Source organism: Pseudomonas xionganensis (genome assembly GCF_009763245.1).
Classification (GTDB): Bacteria; Pseudomonadota; Gammaproteobacteria; order Pseudomonadales; family Pseudomonadaceae; genus Aquipseudomonas; species Aquipseudomonas xionganensis.
In genome coordinates, this window is the sequence record NZ_WKJZ01000003.1 from 141488 (window position 1) to 165769 (window position 24282).

Sequence of the window (24282 nt, forward strand, 5' to 3'; positions counted from 1 at the left end):
TGCTCGATCTGGCTGCGCTGCCCGGTCACCGCCTGGTTGCTCTCGGCCGACACCTGCTCCACCCGCCCGGACTGGTGCTCGACCTCGACCACGGTCTGCCCGACCCGCTGAATCAGGTGATTGATCTTCACCACGGTCTCGTTGAATACCTGCCCCAGCTCGCCCAGTTCATCCTGGCTCTGCGGCTTGAAGCTGACGGTCATATCGCCGGCCGCCACCTGGTTCATCACCCGACCCAGGCTATGCAGCGTGGTGCGGGTGGAGACGAAGAAACCGCCATAGAGGTAGACAATCAGCAGGAACACCACCACCAGAGCCACCACCAGCAGCATCATCTGCACGCGATTTTCTTCCAGGCGCACGTCCAGCTGCTTATCCAGCAGCACCAGCACCGCATCATTGAGCGCATAGGTCTTGGCCATGGAGGCGCTGACCGCCTCGTAGAACTGCAACCAGGGGGTGTCCAGGGAATCGGCGATCACCACCTGATCCTCGAACATTACCGCGCTGTCCTTGAGGGTCTGCTGGCTGTCGTTGGCCAGGGTGCTCAGCGCACTACGGGCCTCCGGGCTACTGGCCAGGGACTCCTGCAGGGCCAGACCATAACTGCCATGGAGTTTTTCCAGTTCCAGCAGCAACTCGTCGAACTTGGTGCTGGCCGAGGAGTTGAGGAAGCCCTGCCCCAGGGAATAGGCCCCCAGCACACGCCCCTCGCTAAGCGCGGCAGTAACCTGAGACGTCACCACGGTTACCAGCTCGGTCAGCTGGCGCACCTCACGCTGGCGGTCCTGGCTGAGACCGGCCTGGCTGGCAACCAGTTTGATAAACACCTGGGAGCTGCCCAGCAGCTTCTCCGCCAGGGCGATCTTGCCCTGTAACGAGGTTTCGTTCTGCACCGCGCGCAGCTCGGCCTGCAAGGCTTCGCGCAGCTCATTGAATTCAGCAACCTGCTCGGCGTCCCGAGCCACGGGGGCAAGATTCTGCAAGGTTTCGGCAATCTGTCCCTGGAGCTTGGTAATCCGGCTTTCCAGATCCCCGGCCTGACCGGACTGCCCGATCATGGCATTGATTTCGACCAGGTCGGCAAAGTCCTGCAGACTGCGTTGCAGCGTCAGGCTTTCACCCAGCAGGTCGATGCTTTCCAGAGCGGCCTGGGTATTGACAAACTGGCGGTAGGAGTCGCGCACCAGATAGAAGTTGGTGACGAACATGGGCAGAAAGAACAGCACACTGATCAGGGTGAATTTCATCCCAAAACTCAGGCGGTTCATAAGCGCGATGGCCGGATACAACACGGTCTTCACAGGACGTCTCCAGTTCTAATTATTGTCATGCAAGGGGGCATGCAGGGCCGTCTAGAATCGCAGAGCGGCTTTTCTTTGTCCCTTGCCGCTCGACCTGTGGCACCCAGATAGGCACGGTTAATATAGGCAGATAACCGTGACCCATGTCACAAAAATACGGCCGAGCTGGGTGCCATATATACCTCTTATCGACTCTCACCTCTGTAACTTAAGGTTAATGATGCGCACAACTCTCAATCTCGGTATTGACCTGGGTGGCAGCAAGGTCGAGATCATCGCCCTGCGCAACGGCCAGCCCTGTCTGCGTAAACGCGCGCCCACACCCCAGGGCGATTACCCGCAAACCCTGGCGCTTATTGCCAGCTTAGTCGAAGAATCCGAGCGCCAGCTGAACGCCCGCGGCACTGTCGGCGTTGGCATCCCCGGCACCCGCTCACCGGATCACGGACGAATCAAGAACGCCAACTCCACCTGCCTGATCGGCCACGATTTGCAGGGTGATCTTGAGCAGCGTCTGCAGCGCCCGGTGCGCCTGGCCAATGATGCCGACTGCTTCGCGCTGTCGGAGGCCCGCGACGGTGCCGCGGCAGGAGCCAGCAGCGTGTTTGGCGTCATTCTCGGCACGGGTGTGGGCGGCGGCCTGGTGCTGCACGGCCAGTTGCTCAGCGGCCCCAATGCCATTGCCGGCGAATGGGGCCATAACCCCCTGCCCTGGCGTACCGTCAGTGATGGCCCGAGCCGGCGCTGCTATTGCGGCAAGGAGGACTGCATCGAAACCTTTCTCAGCGGCCCCGGCTGGGCCGCCCGCAGCGGCGTCGGCCTGGATGCATCGGCGCTGGCCTGCGCCGCAGAGCAGGAGCCGGTCGCACGCCAGGCACTGCTGCGCTATTGCGATCAACTGGCGCGGGGGCTGGCCTCGGTGATCAACCTGATCGACCCGGAGGTCATCGTGCTGGGCGGCGGCCTGTCGAACATCCAGGCCCTGTACCGGGAAGTGCCGCCTCTGCTTGGCCGTTATGTATTCTCGGATCAGGTCAATACGCGCCTGCTGCAGGCCAGGCATGGTGATTCAAGCGGCGTTCGGGGCGCCGCCTGGCTGTGGCCCCTCGCGGAGGCCTGCTAGATCAGCAGAGTCCAGACCGCCAGCAGCGCATACCAGAGCACCGCCGAACGCACCAGCAGCTGCCACAAACCATCCAGGGTACTGACCCCCTCCTCGCCCAGGCGAGGCTCCGGGGTTTCATCGGCCGCGCGGCCGGCTCTGATCACCAGCTGCGCGGCAGAAATATCCCAGCTCAACACCTCGTGCAGCAGCGCGCGGCTGACTGCGGAGAAATTGCCCACCAGGGCAAAGGCCGCTGCCAGTACCCGCACAGGTAAAAAGTCCATGGCATGGCGCAGCTGCACGGCTCGTTCACGCAGCGCCTCCTGACCGGCATGCTCAGCGCTCAGGGCCAGCAGGCGATAGGCCAGTGCCGCCAGGGGCCCAAGCAGGGCATACCAGAAGATCACCGCAAAGAAGCTCTGATAGGCCTGCCACAACAGATGCCCCTGAACCCGTTGCAGCAATTCACTCTCGCTGTCTGCATCGACATTCAGGTCGCGCCGCGCCACTAGGTAAGCCGCCTCGGCATCACTGCGCCGCCAGCTGTCGCGAAACGGCCCCAGGGCCGCCTGCAGGTCGCCCCGCCCCAGGCTGTAGATCACCACCCACAGGTGCACGGGCAGGGCCAGCCAGCCATAGGCCAAGGGGTCGAGCAGCAGCAGAGCCAGCGCCAATACCAGCAGCGGCCCCAGTACCAGGAGCGCCAGTGCCAACCAGGGGCTGCCCGACCAGCGTGATTCACAGTGCACCAGCAGCTTCAACCAGGGGCCATCCTGCTGCACACGCTGGCGCCAGGCGGAAAACTTCTCGACCCACAGCACCAGCAGCAATACCAGAAAACTCATGCTTCCTCCTGTACATCCTGTAATGCCGCCAACAGGCGCGGCCAATCAAATGCGGGGCCCGGATCGGTCTTGCGGCCCGGCGCAATATCCACATGGCCACAGATCTGCTGATTGCTCAAAGCAGGATAGGCCAGTTGCAATGTCTGGATCAGCTGCGTCAGCGCCGCATACTGGGCGTCACCATAGGGCAAGTCATCGGTGCCCTCCAGTTCGATACCAATGGAGAAGTCATTGCAATTCTCCCGCTCGCCGTAACGTGACTGCCCGGCATGCCAGGCGCGGTCATTACAGGAGACGAACTGGATAACCTGGCCATCGCGCTCGATCAGAAAATGCGCGGACACCCGCAGCTCGGCAATGGTGGCGAAATAAGGATGTTCGGCAATTGGCAGGCGGTTTTGAAAGAACGCCTGCACCTGGCCCGTGCCGAACTGCCCGGGCGGCAGGCTGATGTTGTGCAGCACCAGCAGGGATACCTCCCCCTGGGGCCGGGCATTGAAGTTGGGGGATGGGCAGTGACGGATATCGCTCACCCAGCCACTGAGAGGATCAAGCTGCATAGAGGCTCCCTGAACAAGGCCCCACTTTAGCAGCCCGCAGCCTGGCATGGCGCGGCGAAAAAACCTGGCAACAAAAGCATGCTGCGCAGGCCAAGCGTTTCAACGACGATTGCAGGAGCCCGTTTGCTGGTGATGGGTGAGTACGTCGCCAGCAAGCTGGCGCCTACATCAGGCTCAAGCCCCCTTGAGCTTGCGCAGATTGCCGATCACCGACTCCAGGGCACGATCAAACAGCAATGCGTCATCCAGCAGGCGAATGGCCTGCCGACGGAACTCCACCGCCAGCCCCATGCGGGTCTTCTCCAGCACTTTCATGCCGGTGCGGTTGACGAAGATGTACTTGCCGGTGGGTTTGATCACGGCAGCCAGCTTGCAGCGCAGCTTGTGTTCCTCATCCTCCTGAAACTCCACCCAGCTGCCGACATGCAGGGCATCTACCTGCAACAGGGACTCATCGTCATCGGCCAAACTCGGCTCGGGTTCCGACTCTGCTTTGGCCCCTGGCGCGGACAGGACGATCTCCTCGACCACTTCCAGCATGGCAGGCTCTTGCTCGACAACTTCAGGTGGCAACTCCAACAACGGCAGCACAGCGGCAACTTCAGGCTGAACCTGCTTCAACTCAGGCTCAGCGACATGGGCCGTCGCCTCGGCCGGATCCTCCGCCAGGTTGCGCTTGAAACGCTGAAAGGCTTGCACATGCAGCACTTCCAGCTGATTGAAGAATTCACCCGTGGCAAAGGGGTCGAATGCCGCACTGGCCATACCCTCGCGCAGTGCCTTGAGCAGTCCAGGAACCAGCTCCAGCAGGCGCATACGGGCTTCGGGATCATCATGGGGCTCCACGCTCCAGATCAGATCATCCATGGTGGCCAGCACCGCGCGCCACTCATCCGAGTGCACGCCATGCTTGAGACAGGCCAGCATCAACACCTTGCTCCAGGCTTCCTGCAGCAGGCGCACCACCACCTCGGGCAGGGTCTTGCCGAGCAACCGCTCATTAAGCGCCTGCTCCACCTCGCGCCGGGCCATTTCGGCCTTGGCACTGCCCTCTTCGGCATCACGGGTACGCTGTTCGAGCAACTCGCTGCGGCGCCGCTCATCACCGGTAAAGGCGATAAAGTCCGCCAGCAGCTCAGAGAAAATCAGCGGATCATCGACGAAGTCATTAAGCAGTCGCTGCACCACCTGCTCGATCTTCTGATACAGGCTGTCACGCTTGGCATCGTCCTGATCGACCCAGCCCAGTGCAGCCGAGGCGATCTCGTTGAGCAGACGCCGGGCCGGATGACTGCCACGGTTGAAGAAGGTCTTGTCGATCACCGCCACCTTCAGCATGGGGATCTGCAAGCGTCCGATCAGGGCCTTGAGCGAATCTGGCAAGGTGCGGTCATCCAGGATGAACTCAAAGAGCATCGACACCAGATTGATGACATCTTCATCCACCTCACCGACCACTCGCGTCTTGCCGCTCTTGGCACTGGCGCGTGTAAGCAGCTGCTCGAGCTGCTCACGCAGATCGAAATCATCACTGGCCTGAGCCGGCGCACGCTGCTGCATATGGGACAGTAGGCGCATCAGATCGCTGCTGCTGATCGGCATGGCATCGACTGGACGCTCGCGACGCGGCAAAGCGCCCCCGCGCGCATTAGCCAAGAGCCCCTGCAAGGCTCCAAACACCTCATGCACGTCTTGCTCGCTGTAGTCCCCGCCCCCCACTGCCCCAGGGCTGGCAGGCGCATCGGCCTCACGAGTACTGCCAGACGCAGTACGTCCCGGATTGCGCCGCTGCGTTGCCACCGCCGGTAGCTCAGGTAAAACACCCGCAGCCACCAGCGTCTGATTGGCATCGGCATACAGTTGGTCGAGATCACCCAACACGTACTTCTCAAACAACTTGAGAATGATCAGCTTGACCCGAATCTCCACTCCCAGGCTGCTGCATGCCTCGATGAAGAAGCCGCAAAGCGCATTAGGGCCGATCGGGTTCGTCTTCTCATCCAGCGGTTTGCTGATCAGTGTATTGATCCGAGTGGTCAACTGCCCCAGCGCCGTACCATCACGGCTCAGCACCTTGGCTACCATGGCTTCCAGCGCCACAGATTCTTCCAGCTCATCCTCACGCACCAGCGACAGGCTGTCGAAGGACATGGCCGTCAACACAGGTGGTTTCTCGACCTCATACTGGGTCAAGGCGGTAAAGGACTCAAAAAGCTTCTGCAGAAAACCCCGTTCGATATTTTTGCGCTTCAAGCGCAGGTCACGCATGGTCTCGAAATAGGCGTTCTGCTCATTGTTGCTGGTGGCCCGATCCGCCATATCAAACAGCGTGTCATCAGCATTATCGAACAGTGCCTGCAGCGCCGCCTTGAGCTGGAGTGCTGATTTGTCACGCAGTTGAATAAGCGCCACAGGCAGTCTTCCTACCACTGGGTTGGAGGAATGCTCAGGGGCCGCCTTGGTCAGGGGCACCACATTCGCATCAGTCTTCATTGCGATTCTCCTGCAAACAGCCCCTGCCTGGGCACTGCGGTCTGCACAACGATCCACTGGGCGTCATCCGTAACGTCAAAGGCCTGGCGTCAACAACCAAAAAAGTAAAGTCATTATAGGGCTGCACCTGCCCACACCAAGCCGACTTTGCTCACAGACATGACCCAGGTCACAGATAGGCTCACCCAGCTTCCCAACGGCAAACCACCCAACCGGGAATCCGCTAGCAGCAGAAGAACCACACCCATGCAGCATAGCTGCGGGCAGGCGGCCGAGCCATCAGCCCGCAAAGCCGCTGCAGTGAACAACACGACCCCCTATAATCCCGCCATTGTCCTTACCCCGCCGGCGCATACCTCTACAGAGCTGCGCCCGCCAGCGCCGGAGTCGCCATGCCCAACCTGACCCTCGCCGAGCTCGGCCAAGAGATCGAAGCCAATGTCCGCCACGCCCTGGCGGAAGATATCGGCAGCGGCGATATCACCGCCCAGCTGATCCCCGAGAGCCGTCTGGCCCAGGCCACCATCATCACCCGCGAAGCCGCGGTGATCGCCGGCACAGCCTGGGTTGATGCAGTCTTCCGTCAGCTCGATCCGCGGGTTGCCGTGCACTGGCATGTACAGGATGGCGAGCAGGTCAGTGCCGACAAGAAGCTTTTCACCCTGGAAGGCCCGGCCCGCGCCCTGCTCAGCGGCGAGCGCAGCGCCCTGAACTTTTTGCAGACCCTGTCCGCCGTGGCCACCCGCTGTCGACACTACGCCGACCTGGTGCAGGGCACCGGGGTCAAGCTGCTCGACACGCGCAAGACCCTGCCCGGCCTGCGCCTGGCGCAGAAATACGCCGTCACCTGCGGTGGCTGCCATAACCACCGCATCGGCCTGTTTGATGCCTTTCTGATCAAGGAAAACCATATCGCCGCCTGCGGCGGTATCGCCCAGGCAGTACACACCGCCCAGCAGATCGCCCCGGGCAAGCCGGTGGAAGTGGAAGTGGAAAGCCTCGACGAGCTGCGCCAGGCCCTGGACGCTGGCGCCGATATCATCATGCTGGATGAGCTGAGCCTGGATGAAATGCGTGAAGCCGTGACCATCACCAACGGCCGCGCCAAGCTCGAAGCCTCTGGCGGCATCAATGACCAGACGCTGCGCAGCGTCGCAGAAACCGGCGTGGACTATATCTCCATCGGCGCGCTGACCAAGGATGTGAAGGCGATTGATCTGTCGATGCGCCTAAGCCTGTAAGCGCACCCATCTGCGCCAAGGGGTGGATAAGCTGCGCGCTATCCGCCCTACACAATACTCTCTTACAGCAGGCAATCAGGCTGACTGCTTATGGGCAGCAGCCTGATCGAGGATATTGAAGAAGACGGTTTCCAGAGATACCGCAGGCTTAACCGTAAGCAAATGACCACCCTGCTGATTCAGGTGTTCAATAAAGCCTGGCAGCGCCTGCTGCATCACCTCACACTCATACTCCCCCAGGCGTAGCTGTTGGCCATCGGCGCTTAGCGGGTGCTCGGCGTGATAACGCACCAGCATCTGATCCGCCCGCTCGGCGGCCAGCTCCCGGGGCGAGCGCACGGTCAGCAGCTCGCCCTTGTTGATAAAACCAAAGCGATCGGCAATACGCTCCACATCATGTAGTACATGGGAGGTAAAGAAGATGGCGCCACCCTGCTGCTTGAACTCGGTCAGGATATCCACCACATCCTTGCGCCCTACCGGGTCTAGGCCCGACAGCGGCTCATCCAGCACCAGCAATTTCGGCTGCACCACCATGGCATGGGCCAGGGCCACGCGCTGCACATTGCCCTTGGACAACTCACGAATGCGTCGCTTGGCATTCTGCGCCACGGAAAACCGCTCCAGCCACTGCATACACCAGGCATCAGCATCGCGGCGCTTGATGCCATACATGGACAGGCCCATGCGCAGAATTTCCAGCGGGGTAAACTGCTCATACAGCGCCGGCGCCTCCGGCACAAAGGCCAACGGCTGGCGAGCTTCGGCCTTGCGCGCGTCTACGCCGTAGATCGTTACCTTGCCCTGATAGTCATTGATAATGTCCAGCATCACCTTGATGGTGGTGGACTTGCCTGCACCATTAGGCCCAACAAAACCAAAGACTTCGCCCTCGGTGACGCTTAGATTGACATCGCGCAGAGCGTGAACCTCCTTGCCCTTGCCGCGAAAGGTATGGCTGACGCCATGGAACTCAAGAGCCGCCGACACTACCGATCCTCCACACCAGCGACCTTCAGCTTTTTCAGCATAAAGCGCCCATCAATAAATTCGTAACCGAGCCTAAGCGGATCTTCTGGAAAGGCTTGCAACAAACCAGCGTCCAGCAATTGTTGTGGGTCCTGTAGCACAGCCCCTTGTTTTTCATATTGGCGCTGCGCCTCACGCAATGCCACCAAACCCTCCAGGCGAACTGCACGCTTGCTTAGCATATCCTTCAACTTGGGGTCTTTGGCCTGGTCGCGCTCGCCCTGCAAAAACTCAAGAGCAACTCGCTCATCCTGAATATCTTCGACCTTCAGCATAATGGCGAGTTTACGAAAGCCGGCCGCATTGCGCGTGGAACGCTGCGCAGCCATGTTCAAATACTCGGCAGCAGTTTTCTTGTCACGCTCAAAAAAGAACTTATTAAAGCCATAGAAAAATGGCGGAAGTTCATCCCAGAAGCGGCAGTTACTGGCACGCTTAAGTACTGCATTGCCCTCACGCTCAGCGCCCCCCCATGTCAGCAAGCCATTGGCCAGGTAGTAGTTGTCCTCATGGCATGCATTTAAACGCGCCACTTCATACTGAGCACGAACAAGGTAGCCAGTATCAGCTTGCCCCCAACCGACGCCCGTGGCGGCCAGCCGAAAGGTTTCCAAATTGGCAGCCAAAAAGCGATCCCCACCAAATAACGCCAGTAAAACGGGCGCCACAATAACTACACGCCCCCCAGCAACAGGCTCGACAAAATTAGGTGAGTAAGCACGCAACTGAGAAAAAGCGGAGAAAATAAAAAAGCCCAATACAACCGGAAATAGAGACCAATGTCGATAATTACGCATATCAGGCAAAACGCTTACGTTGTAACGCCCACACTGCCATAGCCAAAAGCGCAATGGCATAGCCCAAACAGCTCAGAATCAACCAATGCCAGTCTGAAGGAAGAAATTCCGACTTACCATAAAGGGCCAACATACGCACATCTAAGCCCCCCAGATCCGGAAATAAGTAACCTAGCACGCCAAGACCTGCTCGATATGCATCCGGATCAGCAACTAGCCCTGCTCCACTTCCAAGTAATTCAATTATTGCACCATAAGAGCGGGCCACAAGCATAAACCCGAAGGTGCCAATCAGTACAAAACTGGGCGTCGAGGCCACCACAGCCAATAAGCTTGCAACCGCAATCAAAACTAAAAAGTCCACAAAAACAAAGGCAATCACAGTCCAGTATGCCACCCCCAAATCAACCTGAGTGGCCTGCGGATAGATAGCCTCAAAGAATCGCATCAGAAATATTTGAAACAAGCCCAATGACAAAAGCGCGCCTGACACCAAGCATATCACTGCAGCTACTCGTGCAAATAAAATATGATTTCGCGCATGAGGATAACTCAGCGAAGTAAGATAGTAGCGCTTATCAAACTCCCTCGAAAGCAGCTCTTGAACCAGCAGTACAATCAACAAAGGAAAAAGCAAACGGGTAATTGACAACCCAACATCCAAAGCCACGGTTGCAGGTTGTCGTCCACTAAATAAAGACGACATCAACATTGCCAAAGCGACAACAAGGAAAGTACCAAAAGCTAAAAAAATAAACCTTGCCTTAAGAGCCAGAGAAATCGCACTATAAAAACCACTCATACTAAACACTCAAGCAGAAACCCCAAAATAACGCCTACAAAATAAAAATTTAAAACACTAAATGGCCATCTTTAAAAACAACAGGCAGCTATAGAAAAAGGGAAGGCTGCGCCCTCCCTTTTTTCTACTAAAACAGGCTATCTATAAGATACACCTACACTCACTGGAAATCACACATCAATCAGCATTTGCTGCTTGCGTGGTTGCAATCCCAGTAGCAGCTGCTACCGCACATGCAGCACCCGGAAACTGGCCGCTAACGGTGCCGAAACGGGAAGATGCACTTGGGAACAAGGAGCCCTCTACAGTTTCTACACAGTCTTCATCAGCAGTAATCGTACAGGTAGTATTACCATCTGCATCGGCTGTTACGACCGCGCTACGCGAGTTAGTCTGACCATTGGTATGGCACAAGCTAACAGCGGCGAAACCAGTACCAGCGTCACAAATAACAGCACCAACAACATTATTAGAAACAATAAGATTGATGTCATTAGCAAGAAGTGTGCAATCCGTCATCAGGATTTCGTTGGTACCACCACCCAAGTCAATCGCAGAAGCCGCACCAGAACCTACCAAAGCACACACACCAGCAGCCGCCAAAATAAATTTTTTCATGGTCTATCTCCTATATCTACCCAGGCTTAGCGCAGGTTAGAAATAACTGCTGTGATGTTGTTTTTCGCGTCTGCAGTTGCAGTTGTATCGTTGGCTTTAGCACGATATTCGTTAAACTGCGGAATAGCGATGGCGGCCAGAATACCGATGATGGCGATTACAATCATCAGCTCGATCAGGGTAAAACCCTTTTGCTTTTTGAGAGACTTCATTGAGTGAACTCCATATTGTGGTTAAGGTCAGCGACCTGATTTCTTACCAGCACATAGCGTGCCAACACTGCAATCAGCGCCTGGTAGCGGCCTTAGACATTGATGGCAAAAAGCCCCCAACCACTGAGCGCCCAGAACCGCCCTTTTTTGTCACCCCACTCCAGCCTGCTTGGGCTGCATCAGAATATGAGCTATAACACAGCAATCCAATCTAGCTTATAAGCACCGTATAACTATGAGCGACGCCCCCAATCTAACCGGCCTAGCCCGGCAACTGGTCAATGCCGAATTGCTTAGCGAAAGCGCCGCCACCCAGGCCCATGCCCAGGCTGTGCGTAATAAAATCCCCTTGGTGTCTTACCTGGTGCAGAACAGGCTGGCCACCAGCCGCGCCGTAGCCGAGGTGGCTGCCGAGCAATTCGGCATGGCCTACCTGGACCTTCACGCCCTGGATAAGGAAAGCCAACCCAGGGATCTGGTCAGCGAAAAGCTGATTCGCCAGCATCGGGTGCTGCCATTATTCAAGCGTGGCAACAAGCTGTTTGTTGGCGTCTCCGACCCAACTAACCACCAGGCGGTCACCGACGTTCAGTTTTCCACCGGCATGACCACCGAACCGCTGCTGGTGGAGGACGATAAGCTGGGTGATGCCATCGAGAAGTTTTTCGATGGTGGCTCAAGCGGCATGGAAGATCTGGCCGATGTTGACCTGGATGGCATGGATGTCGAGGCTGTCTCCGAGGATGACAAGGATGTAGGCGATGGTAATTCTGCAGACGATGCGCCGGTGGTGCGCTTTGTCCATAAGATGCTTTTGGACGCCATTAAAAGCGGCTCATCGGACTTGCATTTTGAGCCCTACGAGAAAAGCTATCGAGTGCGTTTTCGTACCGACGGTATTTTGCGGGAGATTGCCCGCCCACCGATCCAGCTGGCGCCGCGTATCTCTGCACGCCTCAAGGTCATGGCCGGCCTGGATATCTCCGAGCGGCGCAAGCCCCAGGACGGGCGCATTAAAATGCGCATCTCCAAAAGCAAATCCATCGACTTTCGCGTGAGCACCTGCCCCACACTGTGGGGCGAGAAGATCGTGATGCGAATTCTTGACTCGGCCAGTGCGCAGATGGGCATCGACGCCCTCGGCTATGAAGAGTCGCAGAAAGACCTGTATATGACCGCCCTCAAACAGCCCCAGGGCATGATTCTGGTCACCGGCCCCACCGGCTCAGGCAAAACGGTCTCCCTGTATACCGGCCTGAATATCCTCAACACTGTCGACGTGAATATCTCCACCGCCGAAGACCCGGTAGAGATCAACCTGGAGGGCATCAACCAGGTTAACGTCAACCCCAAGCAGGGCATGGACTTTACCGCAGCGCTGAAAGCCTTTTTGCGTCAGGACCCGGACATTATCATGGTCGGCGAGATCCGCGACCTGGACACCGCCTCCATTGCGGTCAAGGCGGCGCAAACCGGACACATGGTGATGTCCACCCTGCACACCAATAGCGCAGCAGAAACCCTGACCCGCCTGCGCAATATGGGCGTGCCTTCTTTTAACATCGCGACCTCGGTCAACCTGATTATCGCCCAGCGCCTGGCGCGCAAGCTGTGCGGCAGCTGCAAGAAGGAAGTGCAGATTCCCAAGGAAGCCCTGCTTGAGGAGGGATTCCCGGAGGATCAGATCGGCAAGTTCAAGCTTTACGGGCCGGTAGGCTGTGAAAACTGCAATAACGGCTACAAGGGCCGTGTCGGTATTTATGAAGTGGTTAAAAACACGCCTGCCCTGCAACGGATTATTATGGAAGAAGGCAACTCCATTGATATTTCAATGCAGATGCGCAAAGACGGCTTTAATGACCTAAGAACCTCGGCGCTGCTCAAGGCCATGCAGGGCATTACCAGCCTTGAAGAAGTCAACCGCGTAACCAAGGACTAACCCATGGCGGCCAAAGCTCCAACCACAAGCGTGTTTGCCTGGGAAGGCACCGATAAAAAAGGCGCCAGAATCAAGGGCGAGCTCAATGGCCAGAACCCGGCCTTGGTCAAGGCTCAGCTACGCAAGCAGGGCATCAACCCGCTAAAGGTCAAGAAAAAGCCCAAGCCGCTGTTTAGCGCAGGCAAAAAAATTACGCCCATGGATATCGCCCTGTTTACCCGGCAGATGGCGACCATGATGAAGGCCGGTGTGCCCTTGCTGCAGTCCTTCGATATTATCGGCGAGGGCTTTGAAAACCCCAATATGCGCAAGCTGATTGACGATATCAAACAGGAGGTAGCCGCCGGTAACAGCTTTGCCACCGCACTGCGTACCCGCCCACTGTTTTTCGATGATCTGTACTGCAACCTGGTGGACGCAGGCGAACAATCCGGCGCCCTGGAAACCCTGCTGGACCGAGTCGCCACCTATAAGGAAAAGACCGAAGCACTCAAGGCCAAGATCAAAAAGGCCATGACCTACCCCATTTCGGTTATCGTTGTGGCGATTATTGTGACCGCCATTTTGCTGATCAAGGTGGTGCCGCAGTTTGAGGCGGTATTCCAGGGCTTTGGTGCCGAGTTACCGGCTTTTACCCAGGTTGTTGTAAATATGTCGCGCAATCTGCAAGAGGTCTGGTACCTGTATCTTCTAGGCTTTTTCCTAATAGGCTTTAGCTACAAAGAAGCCCATAAACGTTCGGAAAAATTTCGCGACTTTATTGACCGCAGCCTGCTAAAGGCCCCTATCGTGGGCGATATTCTCTACAAGGCTGTGGTCGCGCGCTTTGCCCGCACACTGTCCACCACCTTCTCAGCCGGTGTCCCGCTGGTTGAGGCCCTGGTATCGGTGGAAGGCGCCACCGGCAATGTGGTCTTTCGCCAGGCGGTGGCCAAGATTCGCAACGATGTCTCCTCCGGCACCCAGCTTAACTTCTCCATGCGTACCACCGGCGTGTTTCCCAGCATGGCAATACAGATGACCGCCATCGGTGAAGAGGCCGGCTCCCTGGACGAAATGCTGGACAAGACTGCCGAATACTACGAGGCCGAGGTGGATAACGCCGTGGACAACCTGACCACCCTGATGGAACCCATGATCATGGCGGTTCTGGGCGTGCTGGTCGGCGGCCTGATCGTGGCCATGTACCTGCCGATCTTCCAGCTGGGTGCAGTGGTAGGCTAATTGATGATCATAGAATTCCTGGCCGGCAATTTGCCGGCCTTGGTTTTTGTTGGGCTGGTGCTGGGCCTGTTGCTTGGCAGTTTCCTTAACGTAGTGGTCTACCGCCTACCTATCATGATGCAGCGGGACTGGCGGGTGCAGGCCCGGGAAATACTGGAGCTGCCGGCTGAAGCGCAAGGCGAAACCTTCAATCTGGTGTTACCCGATTCCCGCTGCCCGCACTGTGGCCATAAGATCCGGCCCTGGGAGAATATCCCGCTACTGAGCTACCTCTTTTTGCGCGGCAAGTGCTCCAGTTGCAAGAGCCCCATCAGCCTGCGCTACCCCTTGGTGGAACTGACCTGTGGGCTGCTGTCGGCCTATGTGGTTTGGCATTTCGGCTTTTCTTGGCAGGCTGGGGCCATGCTGCTGCTGACCTGGGGCCTGCTGGCCATGAGCCTGATCGATGCCGATCACCAGTTGCTGCCTGATACCCTGGTGCTGCCGCTTTTGTGGCTGGGCTTGATCGTCAACAGCTTTGCTCTGTTTACCAGTCTGGAAGACGCCCTGTGGGGCGCAGTAGCCGGATACCTGAGTCTGTGGTCGGTGTACTGGCTGTTCAAGCTGATTACCGGCAAGGAAGGCATGGGCTATGGCGACTTCAAGCTGCTGGCCATGCTCGGCGCCTGGGGCGGCTGGCAGGTATTGCCGCTGACCATTCTGCTGTCTTCCCTGGTTGGCGCGGTGCTGGGCATTATCATGCTGCGGCTGCGCAACAGTGATACCAGCACACCAATTCCCTTTGGCCCGTACCTGGCCATCGCCGGCTGGATTGCGCTGCTCTGGGGTGAGCAGATCACTGCGGGTTATCTGCAGGTGGTGGGGTTTCGTTAAAACCTCATGCGCTAAGCCGAGCCCGGCCTGGATCAAAAGCCCCTCTCCCCAACCCTCTCCCGTAAACGGGAGAGGGTGTTGGTCGTGGCGTGGTCACATTATTGGGCTGACAACCCGATGAATCGACTCCTGGCCCGCTTTGATCGCCAGCAAGCTGGCTCCTGCACCCAGCAAGGCGCCTTCCTTTACTTGCGCCCAGCCTTGGGCTTGCCGCCAAAGCTTGGCACCTTGCGCACGGCTTTGACTGCGGGCGCAGCTGGCTCATCGGCCTCCAGCCAGCGGCCCAGGCTGCCGCCCTTGCCGCCGCCGACTACCTTGGGCTTTTTCGGTTTTTTCGGCTTCTTCACCACCAGACCGCCTGCCACCGTCTGCGGCACGCGGTGATCGGGGATAAAGTCAGGTTCGTCGACCCTGGGCAACACCTGCTGGATCAGGCTTTCAATCGCCGAGAGGTGCTGCACTTCATCGGCACACACCAGCGACACGGCCTGGCCTGTGGCCCCCGCGCGCCCGGTGCGGCCGATGCGGTGCACATAGTCTTCGGCGACTATCGGCAGGTCGAAGTTGACCACCAAAGGCATATCGTCGATATCCAGGCCGCGGGCTGCCACATCGGTGGCTACCAGCACCTTGATCTCGCCATCCTTGAAGCGCTGCAGCGCGTGCAGGCGAGTGGCCTGGGGCTTGTCGCCATGAATGGCATCGGCACTGATGCCGTGCTGCTGCAGATAGGCCTCCAGCTCGTCGACACCCTTGCGGGTTTTCACGAACACCAGTACCTGGCTCCACTTCTTGCTCTGATAGAGATGCAGAAACAGCTCGCTCTTGCGCTTTTTGTCCACCGGCACCAGCCATTGCTTGACAGTGTTGGCTGCAGCGTTGCGCGGGCTGACCTCGATGGACAGCGGGTCGCGCAGCATCAGGCGCGCCATGCCGCGAATGGCCTCGGAGAAGGTGGCGGAAAACAGCAGGGTCTGGCGTTTTTTCGGCAGGGCGCAGAACAGCTCATCCAGCTCCTTGGAGAAGCCCAGGTCGAGCATGCGATCGGCCTCATCCAGCACCAGCACCTGCAGCTGATTGAACTTGACTGCATTCTGCCGGTACAGGTCGAGCAAGCGCCCCGGCGTGGCCACCAGCACATCCAGGCCTTTGCGCAGCTTCATCATCTGCGGGTTGATGCTGACCCCGCCATACACCGAATAGCTGCGCAGAGGCAGGTGCTGACCATAGGTCTGGATACTCTGCTGTACCTGCTCGGCCAGCTCACGGGTCGGCACCAGCACCAGGGCGCGCACCGAGTTGCTGGCCACCTGGGGGCCTTCCTGCATCAGGCGCTGCAGCACTGGCAGGGCAAAACCTGCGGTCTTGCCGGTACCGGTCTGCGCGGCCGCCATCAGGTCACGGCCCTTGAGAATCGGCCCGATAGCCTGGGCCTGTACCGCCGTGGGAGTTGTGTAGTCGAGGCCATCGAGGGTGCGCAGCAGAGGCTCGATCAGGCCGAGGGAGGCAAAGGTCATAGGGGTTACCGCAGAAAACCAGAAGATGATAGGGCACAGTTTATCCTGCCTGGCAGGCCATCGCGCCGTTCAATTGCGGGTGCCGGAAAGGTTCGGATGCCTACATTCAGAAACTCAATACAGCCCCCTCTCCTCCAAGGGTCGAGGGGACTGACCGCGTCAGGCCGGAGGCTAAACGCAGGGCATCAGGATTCGGCCGCAGCTTTTTCCAGGGTTTCGAGTTGCGCCCACAAGGCTGCGGCTTCCTCGCTGAGCATGGCGTAACTGCGGATATCGCCATTGCGCTGGGCCTGCATGGCTTCTTCCAACTTGGCGCTGTATTGCTTGCGCAGGGTTTTCACCGGGTCGCGCTTGAACCAACTGAACATGCTGCATGCCTCATCGCTCACGCCGACATAGGCGCCAGGGCAGCTTAAGACATGGGCGCAGGCGCCGCAGGGCACAGATGTAACAAGGCAATAAATCAGCTGTGCGGCTGCCCGCGTAGCTTTTCCAGCGCCTGGGCCATCTTCGCTGCAGGGACTTTCTGCAGACTGCAGAGCAGGTCGTGACTCACCTCGGCAATACCGTGCTGCTCGCGTAGCAAGGTGGCCATAAAACAGGTCAGATTGGCCGCCATTTCCGCATCGGCCAGAGCGCGGTGAGCCTGGCCGGTACTGGGCAGGCCGAGCCACTGATTGAGGTTGCCCAGCTTATGGCTGGGGGCCTGGGGCAGCAGACGCCGCGCCAGCAGCAGCGAACAGGCGAAAGGCTGCAACCGACGCCGATGCACCCGAGTCAGCTCGGCATCCCAGAACTTCTGGTCGAAACTGGCATTGTGTGCCAGCAGCGGGCGCTCGCCGACGAAGTCCGCCACCTCCGCCATCACCTGAGCGGCTGGCGGGGCGCTGCGCAACATGGCGTTACTGATACCAGTAAGTTGCTCGATAAAGGGCGGCACCCAGGCGCCGCTGTTCATCAGACTCTGGTAGCGCGCGACGATCTGCCCACCCTCGACTATGACCACGCCGATCTCGGTGGCACGGGCCTGTTGCGCCGGTGACAGGCCGGTGGTTTCGAAGTCGAGTACGGCGATGGAGTCGGCCAGCATGGGTCAGTTTCTCAACAACAGGTTGCCCTCGATGGGCACATAACGACTGGCGGCACGCACCAGCGATTGCGCGGTCAGCCCCGGCACGCCATAGGCCACGGCCTCGACGCCATGGCGGCTGCGCACATGCTCCAGAAGCAGATCGAAGTCACCGTCACCGGAGGCCAGAACCAGCTGATCGACCCGGGCGGCGGCTTCCATAAGGTCGATGGTAATGCCCACGTCCCAGTCGCCCTTGGCCGAACCGTCGCTGCGCTGGATATAGGGCTTGAGCTTTACGTTAAAACCCAGGTTGCGCAGGATCTGCTGAAACTGCTGCTGCTTGGCATCGCCGCGATCGATGGCATAGGCATAGGCTTCGACTATCTGCCCGTGCTGGCTGATATCGGCCCACAGGGCGGCGTAGTTGAAGTGGCAGCCATAGGCCTGGCGCACCGTGTAGTAGAGGTTCTGGACATCGGCGAATACGGCGATCTTCTTCACCGGCAATCCTCAAAAGGCTAAACGCCGGCCAGTATGCCAGAAGGCGTTGCTTCGCCGGCGCTAACAGCCTGTTAAATGCCCAGGCCAGCACCAGGCGGCAGCCGTTGGCCGCGGGGCTGCATCAATCGCACCGAGCCGCTATTCTCATCTTTCGCCGGGTTTCGTTTACCGATACTCAGCCGCGTCACCCAACAGCACACAGGCATTCAAGGAGGAAGGCAGCATGACAGACAGCAACCCCAGCATCCTGTCCCATATTTCCATCGGCACCAACCAGTTCGAGCAAGCACTGGCTTTCTATGACCGGGTGCTGCCCACCCTCGGCTGTAAACGCGTTCTCGCCCATCCCGGCGCCGTGGCCTATGGCCGCGAATACCCGGAGTTCTGGGTGCAGACACCCCTAGACGGACGCCCTGCCAACGTTGGCAATGGCAGCCATATCGGCTTTGTCGCCCCATCCCGGGCTGCCGTGCATGATTTTTTCCAGGCGGCCCTGGCGGCTGGCGCCACCGATGAAGGCCAGCCCGGGCCGCGGGAGGAATATGGCGCGCCCTATTACGGCTGCTTTGTGCGAGACCTTGACGGGCACAAGATTGAAGCGACCTTCTGGGATACGGAACAGGGCCATGAACACTGACCGTCGCAGCGCAGTCCAGGCTCAGGGAGACTCCGCCTGGTAGGCGCGCATCGCCGCGGCGACCCAGCCCTCTTGTTCCAGCGCGCTCAGCGCCTGACTCAGCAGCTGATATTCAGACGAGCGCTGGCGCTGGCGCGAGAAGCCGATATACAAATCGGTATGGGCTGCAGGAGTAAGGGCAGCCTTGACGATATGCCCATGCCAGCGGGGATCGCGCAGGGCGTAATCCACCTGACAATCGGTGCCGATAATCGCCTGCAAGCGCCCACGCATCAGCATCTCCAGTAATTGCTGCTCATTGTTTACTGCAACCTTGCGCAGCTGCGCATCGGAATCAAAGGGCTCGAAGTAGGCCGACTCCAGCACATAACCGATCTTCAGCATCGCCAACTGGGCATAGTCGCGCAGGTATTGCGCCTGTACCGGAGCGGCGTAAAACCTTGGCGAGCAGGCGTGATAGGGCCTAGGCAGGTACTCGATGTACTGCTCACGCTCCGGGGTTTTCGCCAGCCCGGTCATCAGGTCGGCCTTGCCCTGCTGCAAGGCCGCCAGGCCGCGGGCCCAGGGGGCACGGCGTACCTCGAAACGCAGGCCGGTGCGCTGGCTAAGCTGATCCAGCAAGTCGATATCCAGGCCGACCAGCTCCCCTTGCGGATTCAGCATGCGAAACGGTGGCCAGATATCCGTCATCACCACCAGGGGCGGCCTGGGCTCTGCCAGCACGCTGGCGCCCAGCAGGCACAAGCCCAGCCAGCCGCTGCGTTTCATCCGCTCCGCCCCGGTTTTAGCCCGGAGAGCCGCGGCAACAGTACACGCTCGAACAAGCGCGGAAAGAAACGCGCCAGTACCCGAGCCCGCCAGTCGACATTGGACAGCACCAGCAGGCGGCGGCGCTTCAGGGCACCCTGGAAGATGGCTTCGGCCACATCCTGGGGCGAGGCCACCTTGCCCATGGCCAGGGGCGGCTGCGGCGCCACCGAACCATCGCCGACCAGGGCGTTCTTGCGCAGATCGGTGGCGGTAAAGCCGGGGCAGACCAGCATGACATTGACCCCGGAACCCTTGAGCTCATAACGCAGGGTTTCAAACAGGCCGTGCAGGGCATGCTTGCTGGCGTTATAGGCACTGCGATAGAGCAGCGGCGCAAAGCCGGACAGCGAGCTGAGCACGATGATCTGTCCGCGCCGGGCGATCAGGCTGGGCAAGGCGGCCTTGGTGCAATGCAGGGCACCGAAGTAGTTGACCGCCATGATGCGCTGGAACACGCCCAGCTCGGTGTCGGCAAAACTGCTGCGGTGGGTGATGCCGGCATTGTTTACCAGCACGTCGATACCGCCAAAACGTTCGACGGTCAGGGCCATGGCGCGCTGCACCGCCTCACTGTCGGCCACGTCGCAGAGCACGCCCAAGGCCTCGGCATTGTGATGATCGGCCAGGTGCTGCACCAGGCTGTCCAGCGCCTGCTGCTGCAGATCGAAAATCACCAGGCGCGCCCCGGCCTGGGCCAGGCGCATGGCCAGGGCGCGACCGATACCGGCACAGCCCCCGGTGATCACCACCACCTTGCGATCGAATACCTTATTGGCGAACACCTTGCGATACATGGCAATCCTCGGCTGCGGCTGTGATGGCCGTACTACAACCTGTTATGGCTGCCATCGCAACAGGGCGGTGTCTGGCTGTGCTTGCAGCCACAGAAGAACAGGGTTTCATCCTGCTGCGCATGGAACTTCAGTGGGGTGAAGCCTGTGCCCTTGTGCTGGCCATCACAGAACGGCTGCTTGCCGCTACGCCCGCAGCGGCACCAGAAATAATCCTGTCCGGCCTGAACCTCGACTCGATATGGCCCGCGCTGGGCGATGGTGGGCTCGCTCATGCTGCACTCCTGCCTGGGTGTTTCTTCCAGCATAGTCCAGCCGACAGCTCCGCCCGCGTCGGGTCGCAGACCTGACGCCGCAGAACAGGCGCTACAGCGCGTCAGCCGCTATATTGAAGCCATGCCGCAGACCCATCGCCTTGGGTCGCCAGCACCTCCAGACAGACAAATCGTGACTGGACAAAACGGATAGCCTTTCGCCATGCTCACTCAATGTGACAGTTTTATAACGAAAAGACGGCGCATAGCCGCAACAGTAACCATTCATGCTTAAAGCCATCTGCCTCGCGCTTGCCGCTGCCCTGGGCAGCAGTGCAAGCCTTGCCGCCCCCCAGGTCGCCACGGACAAGCCGCTGGTGCAGGTGGGTTTCTATGAGTTCCCGCCCTACTCCTACAGCGATGAACAGGGCCGTCCCCGGGGCGCCATCCTGGAACTGACCGCCAGGCTGCTGGAACACGCCGGCTACCAGGCGCAGATCCGCTCCTACCCCAGCGCCCGCCTGTACAGCGCCCTGCAGGATGGCAGCGTGCAACTCTGGCCAGGGGCGCCGGGCAAGGCCGAGCTGGCCGGACACACCCTGGAAAGCGCTACCCGACTGGGCGAGATCGTGCTCAACCTGTATTTCCGCCGCGACACCCTGATGCCGCGCCTACCGGAAGACTTGCAGGGGCGCGGCCTGATCATGATCACCGGTTACACCTACTGGCAGCCGGTCAACCAGTGGCTCAACGACCCGCATCTGGCCATCGAGCAGCACCGCACCAGCAGCCATACCTCGGCCCTGCAGATGCTACAGCGGCGCCGCGCAGACTATCTGCTCGACTATCAGACGCCGGTTGAACAAGCCCGCCAGCAACTGGGTCTGCGGGAGTTGCCCTTTATCCAGCTGCAACGCATCCCCCTGCACCTGATCGTGTCGCGCCATGCCCCAGGCGCCGAAGCCCTGCGCGACGCCCTGGATCGCGCCTACCAGGAGCTGCTGGCGGCCGGGGTGGATCTGCACCTGCCCTGACCAGCCCCTCGCGTTCCGCTTACTTACGGGGCTTGGCCCGTGCGGTGGGCTCGGCGATCAGCGGGTCATCAGGCCAGTAATGCTTGGGGTAGCGCCCCTTCAGGTCCTTCTTCACCTCGGCATAGGTAGTGGCCCAGAAGCTGGCCAGATCCTGGGTCACCTGCACCGGCCGACGCGCCGGCGACAGCAGGTGCAGCTTGAGCCCCAGGCGGCCGCCGGCGATGCGCGGCGTCTCGGCCAGGCCGAACAACTCCTGCAGGCGCACCGCCAGCACCGGCGGCTGCTCGCTGTAGTCAATGCTGATGCGCGAGCCAGAGGGCACCTGCAGGCTGCGCGGGGCCAGCTCGTCCAGGCGCTGCGGCAGGGGCCAGGGCAGCTGGTTGAGCAGTAGCCCGGGCAGATCCAGGTTGGCGAAATGGCTCAGGCGACTGACTTTGCCCAGATAGGGTTCGAGCCAGTGCTCCAGGCTGGCCAGCAGCGCGCTATCGGACAGGTCCGGCCAGTCGCTGGCGCCCTGCTGCTGCAGATCAAGCTGACGCAACAGGGCTACCCGCGCCTGCCACTGACGCAGCTCCGGGGTCCAGGGCAGCAGGGCCAGGCCCTTGCGCCGCACCAGGCCGAGCAGGGCACGGCTGCGTTGCTGTGCATCCGGGTCGCGCAGGGCCTCGCGCGCCAGGATCAGTTCGCCGACCTTGCGCTGGCGTTCGGCGCGCAAGCCCCCTTCGCGCTCATCCCACTCCAGCACCTCCTGCTGGCGGACCTGCTCGGCCAACACGCCCTCGAACAGCTGCGGATCGAGCTCCGCAGCCAGGTAGATGCGCTCTTCACGCTGGCCCTGGCGGCTGCCCAGGTCGGCCACCACCAGCCAGGCATGCTTCATCAAGGCGTCGGCTTCGGCAAACTGGGCGGCGCGGCCATTGGCCAGGCGGTAGTCGGCGCCCCCCGGGCTGCGCTGCTGGGCGATTCGATCCGGGTAGGCAAAGGCCAGCAGGCAACCCAGCCAACTGGGGTGCTCGGGATCGCTTACCGGCTGGCAAACGGGCTGCCGTTTGAGGTAAGCCTGAAACTGCCGGGCCAGCTGCCGTGCGCGCTGCACGCCACCTCGGGCGGCGCTTCCCTGCGCCGAGCGGGCTGCACGGCTTTCACCACTGACTAGAGCCAGGCGACTGTGCAGGTCGGCACCAGCGCCACGCAGGATATCCCGCTCGGACAACAGCGCCGCCAGCTCGCAGGCCAACTGGCCCAACCCCAGGGCCTGGCCGCGCAGCAGCAGATGGGCGATACGCGGATGCGCCGGCAGTTCGGCCATGGCCTGGCCATGGGCCGTCAGGCCGCCCTGCTCATTCAGTGCGCCCAGACGCGCCAGCAGCTCCAGGGCCTGGGCATAGGCGGCAGGTGGTGGCGGGTCGAGCCAGATCAGTTCATCCGGCTGCACACCCCAACGCACCAGTTGCAGAGCCAGACCGGCCAGGTCGGCCTGGAGCATCTCCGCTGCGCCATGGGCGGCCAGTTGTTCGTGCTGCGCCTGGGACCACAGGCGGTAGCAGGCCCCAGGCTGTAGACGCCCGGCGCGCCCAGCACGCTGGGTGGCGGATGCGCGGGAGATGCGCTGGGTATCCAGACGGGTCATGCCACTGGCCGGATCGAAGCGCGGCACCCGTGCCAGGCCGGCGTCCACCACCACCCGCACGCCGTCGATGGTCAGGCTGGTTTCGGCAATATTGGTCGCCAGCACCACCTTGCGCATGCCGGCCGGCGCCGGCTCGATGGCGGCGCGCTGAGCGCTCAGCTCAAGCTCGCCATGCAGGGGGCAGAGAAGAATGTCCCGGCGCCCGCCCAGGGCCTCGGCCAACTGCTCGGCGACCCGACGAATCTCGGCCTGCCCCGGGAGAAACACCAGCAGGCTGCCCGGCTCATCGCTCAAGGCCTGCAGCACCGTTTGCAATACCCGCGGTTCGACCCACTCACCCACCTGAAACGGCGCGCCCCAGCGGATATCCACCGGGAACATGCGTCCCTCGCTGCGCAGCACCGGCGCCTCCCCCAGCAGCGTCGCCAGGCGCTCGCCTTCCAGGGTGGCGGACATCAGCAGCACTTTCAGCGGCGCCTCGCCACTGTCCTGGCCGCGGAACATGGCGCGGCCGTTCAGGCACAGGGCCAGCGCTAGATCGGCGTCCAGACTGCGCTCGTGAAACTCGTCGAAGATGACCAGACCGACCCCTTCCAGCGCCGGGTCATACTGCAGACGGCGGGCCAGAATGCCCTCGGTGACCACCTCGATGCGAGTATTCGGGCCGACCTTGCTGTCCAGGCGGATGCGGTAGCCCACCGTTTCCCCGACCTTCTCATTCAGCTCGCAGGCCAGGCGTTCGGCTGCCGCCCGCGCCGCCAAGCGCCGCGGCTCAAGCATGATGATGCGCTGCCCGGCCAGCCAGGGTTGATCGAGCAGGGCCAGGGGCACGCGCGTGGTCTTGCCGGCACCGGGTGGTGCCTCCAACACCGCCTCATGGCGCTCGGCCAGGGCCTCGCACAGTGCAGGTAACAGGGCATCGATGGGCAGTGAAGTCATGGGCTCTCCAGGCTGGGCCGGCGATTATAGCGGTGAACCGCGCAGCCCCTGGGAC

The 24282-nt window shown here is 60.3% G+C and carries 23 protein-coding genes and 1 pseudogene; 7 read left to right on the plus strand and 17 right to left on the minus strand.

The window, feature by feature from the left end; translation table 11 throughout:
* Positions 1–137: 137 nt before the first annotated feature.
* A pseudogene (locus tag GJV18_RS18945) lies at positions 138–1271 on the minus strand (HAMP domain-containing protein); the annotation flags it as partial.
* A gap of 253 nt (positions 1272–1524) precedes the next feature.
* Here GJV18_RS18945 and GJV18_RS15510 point away from each other — a divergent pair.
* Positions 1525–2427: an ROK family protein gene (locus GJV18_RS15510; protein WP_160347229.1), complete on the plus strand. Its 903-nt coding sequence runs from the start codon at positions 1525–1527 to the stop codon at positions 2425–2427.
* On the opposite strand, the gene ampE is transcribed toward GJV18_RS15510, so the two are convergent.
* The 3 genes from ampE to GJV18_RS15525 all read right to left on the minus strand — a co-directional run bounded on the left by ampE (position 2424) and on the right by GJV18_RS15525 (position 6307).
* Positions 2424–3254, minus strand: coding sequence for a regulatory signaling modulator protein AmpE (gene ampE / locus GJV18_RS15515; RefSeq protein ID WP_160347231.1), 831 nt, complete (start codon positions 3252–3254; stop codon positions 2424–2426). The genes GJV18_RS15510 and ampE overlap by 4 nt on opposite strands.
* Positions 3251–3814: a 1,6-anhydro-N-acetylmuramyl-L-alanine amidase AmpD gene (gene ampD / locus GJV18_RS15520; protein WP_160347233.1), complete on the minus strand. Its 564-nt coding sequence runs from the start codon at positions 3812–3814 to the stop codon at positions 3251–3253. Before ampD ends, ampE begins: the two co-directional genes overlap by 4 nt.
* 174 nt (positions 3815–3988) lie before the next feature.
* Positions 3989–6307 (minus strand): DUF1631 domain-containing protein, encoded by a 2319-nt coding sequence (locus tag GJV18_RS15525; protein ID WP_160347235.1) that lies wholly within the window; start codon positions 6305–6307, stop codon positions 3989–3991.
* Positions 6308–6699: 392 nt separating this feature from the next.
* Between GJV18_RS15525 and nadC the strand changes: the two genes are divergently transcribed.
* Positions 6700–7548 (plus strand): carboxylating nicotinate-nucleotide diphosphorylase, encoded by an 849-nt coding sequence (nadC, locus tag GJV18_RS15530; protein WP_160347237.1) that lies wholly within the window; start codon positions 6700–6702, stop codon positions 7546–7548.
* A 75-nt stretch (positions 7549–7623) separates the two neighbouring features.
* Here nadC and GJV18_RS15535 read toward each other — a convergent pair whose 3' ends face one another.
* The 5 genes from GJV18_RS15535 to GJV18_RS18785 form a co-directional block, all read right to left on the minus strand.
* A complete protein-coding gene (locus GJV18_RS15535) occupies positions 7624–8538 on the minus strand; it encodes an ABC transporter ATP-binding protein (RefSeq protein ID WP_160347239.1) in 915 nt (304 codons plus the stop codon).
* On the minus strand, positions 8538–9374 hold the full coding sequence (locus tag GJV18_RS15540) for a hypothetical protein (RefSeq protein ID WP_160347676.1): 837 nt from the start codon (positions 9372–9374) through the stop codon (positions 8538–8540). Before GJV18_RS15540 ends, GJV18_RS15535 begins: the two co-directional genes overlap by 1 nt.
* Position 9375: 1 nt before the next feature.
* Positions 9376–10176, minus strand: coding sequence for a hypothetical protein (locus GJV18_RS15545; RefSeq protein WP_233280199.1), 801 nt, complete (start codon positions 10174–10176; stop codon positions 9376–9378).
* A gap of 177 nt (positions 10177–10353) precedes the next feature.
* Positions 10354–10794 (minus strand): hypothetical protein, encoded by a 441-nt coding sequence (locus GJV18_RS15550; RefSeq protein WP_160347241.1) that lies wholly within the window; start codon positions 10792–10794, stop codon positions 10354–10356.
* A 26-nt stretch (positions 10795–10820) separates the two neighbouring features.
* On the minus strand, positions 10821–11006 hold the full coding sequence (locus GJV18_RS18785; RefSeq protein ID WP_160347244.1) for a prepilin-type N-terminal cleavage/methylation domain-containing protein: 186 nt from the start codon (positions 11004–11006) through the stop codon (positions 10821–10823).
* A 235-nt stretch (positions 11007–11241) separates the two neighbouring features.
* On the opposite strand from GJV18_RS18785, the gene pilB reads away from it, so the two are divergent.
* The 3 genes from pilB to GJV18_RS15570 are packed head-to-tail and all read left to right on the plus strand — an operon-like array spanning position 11242 to position 15042.
* A complete protein-coding gene (gene pilB / locus GJV18_RS15560; protein ID WP_160347246.1) occupies positions 11242–12945 on the plus strand; it encodes a type IV-A pilus assembly ATPase PilB in 1704 nt (567 codons plus the stop codon).
* Positions 12946–12948: 3 nt separating this feature from the next.
* Positions 12949–14169 (plus strand): type II secretion system F family protein, encoded by a 1221-nt coding sequence (locus GJV18_RS15565; RefSeq protein ID WP_160347248.1) that lies wholly within the window; start codon positions 12949–12951, stop codon positions 14167–14169.
* 3 nt (positions 14170–14172) lie between these two features.
* On the plus strand, positions 14173–15042 hold the full coding sequence (locus GJV18_RS15570; RefSeq protein WP_407692367.1) for a prepilin peptidase: 870 nt from the start codon (positions 14173–14175) through the stop codon (positions 15040–15042).
* A gap of 185 nt (positions 15043–15227) precedes the next feature.
* Here the strand turns inward: GJV18_RS15570 and GJV18_RS15575 are convergent, their stop codons facing one another.
* From GJV18_RS15575 to GJV18_RS15590, 4 genes are all read right to left on the minus strand, one after another.
* Positions 15228–16559, minus strand: coding sequence for a DEAD/DEAH box helicase (locus tag GJV18_RS15575; protein ID WP_160347252.1), 1332 nt, complete (start codon positions 16557–16559; stop codon positions 15228–15230).
* A gap of 185 nt (positions 16560–16744) precedes the next feature.
* Entirely contained in the window at positions 16745–16927 is a 183-nt protein-coding gene (locus GJV18_RS15580) for a DUF6435 family protein (RefSeq protein WP_160347254.1), read from the minus strand.
* Between the two features lie 95 nt (positions 16928–17022).
* Positions 17023–17649, minus strand: coding sequence for a 3'-5' exonuclease (locus tag GJV18_RS15585; protein WP_160347256.1), 627 nt, complete (start codon positions 17647–17649; stop codon positions 17023–17025).
* A 3-nt stretch (positions 17650–17652) separates the two neighbouring features.
* On the minus strand, positions 17653–18132 hold the full coding sequence (locus GJV18_RS15590; RefSeq protein WP_160347258.1) for a LabA-like NYN domain-containing protein: 480 nt from the start codon (positions 18130–18132) through the stop codon (positions 17653–17655).
* Positions 18133–18355: 223 nt separating this feature from the next.
* On the opposite strand from GJV18_RS15590, the gene GJV18_RS15595 reads away from it, so the two are divergent.
* On the plus strand, positions 18356–18769 hold the full coding sequence (locus GJV18_RS15595; protein WP_160347260.1) for a VOC family protein: 414 nt from the start codon (positions 18356–18358) through the stop codon (positions 18767–18769).
* Positions 18770–18790: 21 nt separating this feature from the next.
* Here the strand turns inward: GJV18_RS15595 and GJV18_RS15600 are convergent, their stop codons facing one another.
* From GJV18_RS15600 to GJV18_RS15610, 3 genes are read right to left on the minus strand one after another with little or no spacing between them, the layout of a single operon-like run.
* Positions 18791–19537, minus strand: coding sequence for a substrate-binding periplasmic protein (locus GJV18_RS15600; protein WP_160347262.1), 747 nt, complete (start codon positions 19535–19537; stop codon positions 18791–18793).
* The gene (locus tag GJV18_RS15605; RefSeq protein WP_160347264.1) at positions 19534–20373 is read right to left on the minus strand and encodes an SDR family oxidoreductase; all 840 of its coding nucleotides are present in this window, start codon (positions 20371–20373) and stop codon (positions 19534–19536) included. Before GJV18_RS15605 ends, GJV18_RS15600 begins: the two co-directional genes overlap by 4 nt.
* Positions 20374–20405: 32 nt before the next feature.
* Entirely contained in the window at positions 20406–20645 is a 240-nt protein-coding gene (locus GJV18_RS15610) for a CDGSH iron-sulfur domain-containing protein (RefSeq protein ID WP_160347266.1), read from the minus strand.
* A 266-nt stretch (positions 20646–20911) separates the two neighbouring features.
* On the opposite strand from GJV18_RS15610, the gene GJV18_RS15615 reads away from it, so the two are divergent.
* Positions 20912–21658 (plus strand): substrate-binding periplasmic protein, encoded by a 747-nt coding sequence (locus GJV18_RS15615; RefSeq protein WP_160347268.1) that lies wholly within the window; start codon positions 20912–20914, stop codon positions 21656–21658.
* Positions 21659–21677: 19 nt separating this feature from the next.
* Here the strand turns inward: GJV18_RS15615 and hrpB are convergent, their stop codons facing one another.
* Positions 21678–24227, minus strand: a complete 2550-nt coding sequence (hrpB, locus tag GJV18_RS15620) for an ATP-dependent helicase HrpB (RefSeq protein WP_160347270.1) — start codon at positions 24225–24227, stop codon at positions 21678–21680.
* Between the last annotated feature and the right edge of the window lie 55 nt (positions 24228–24282).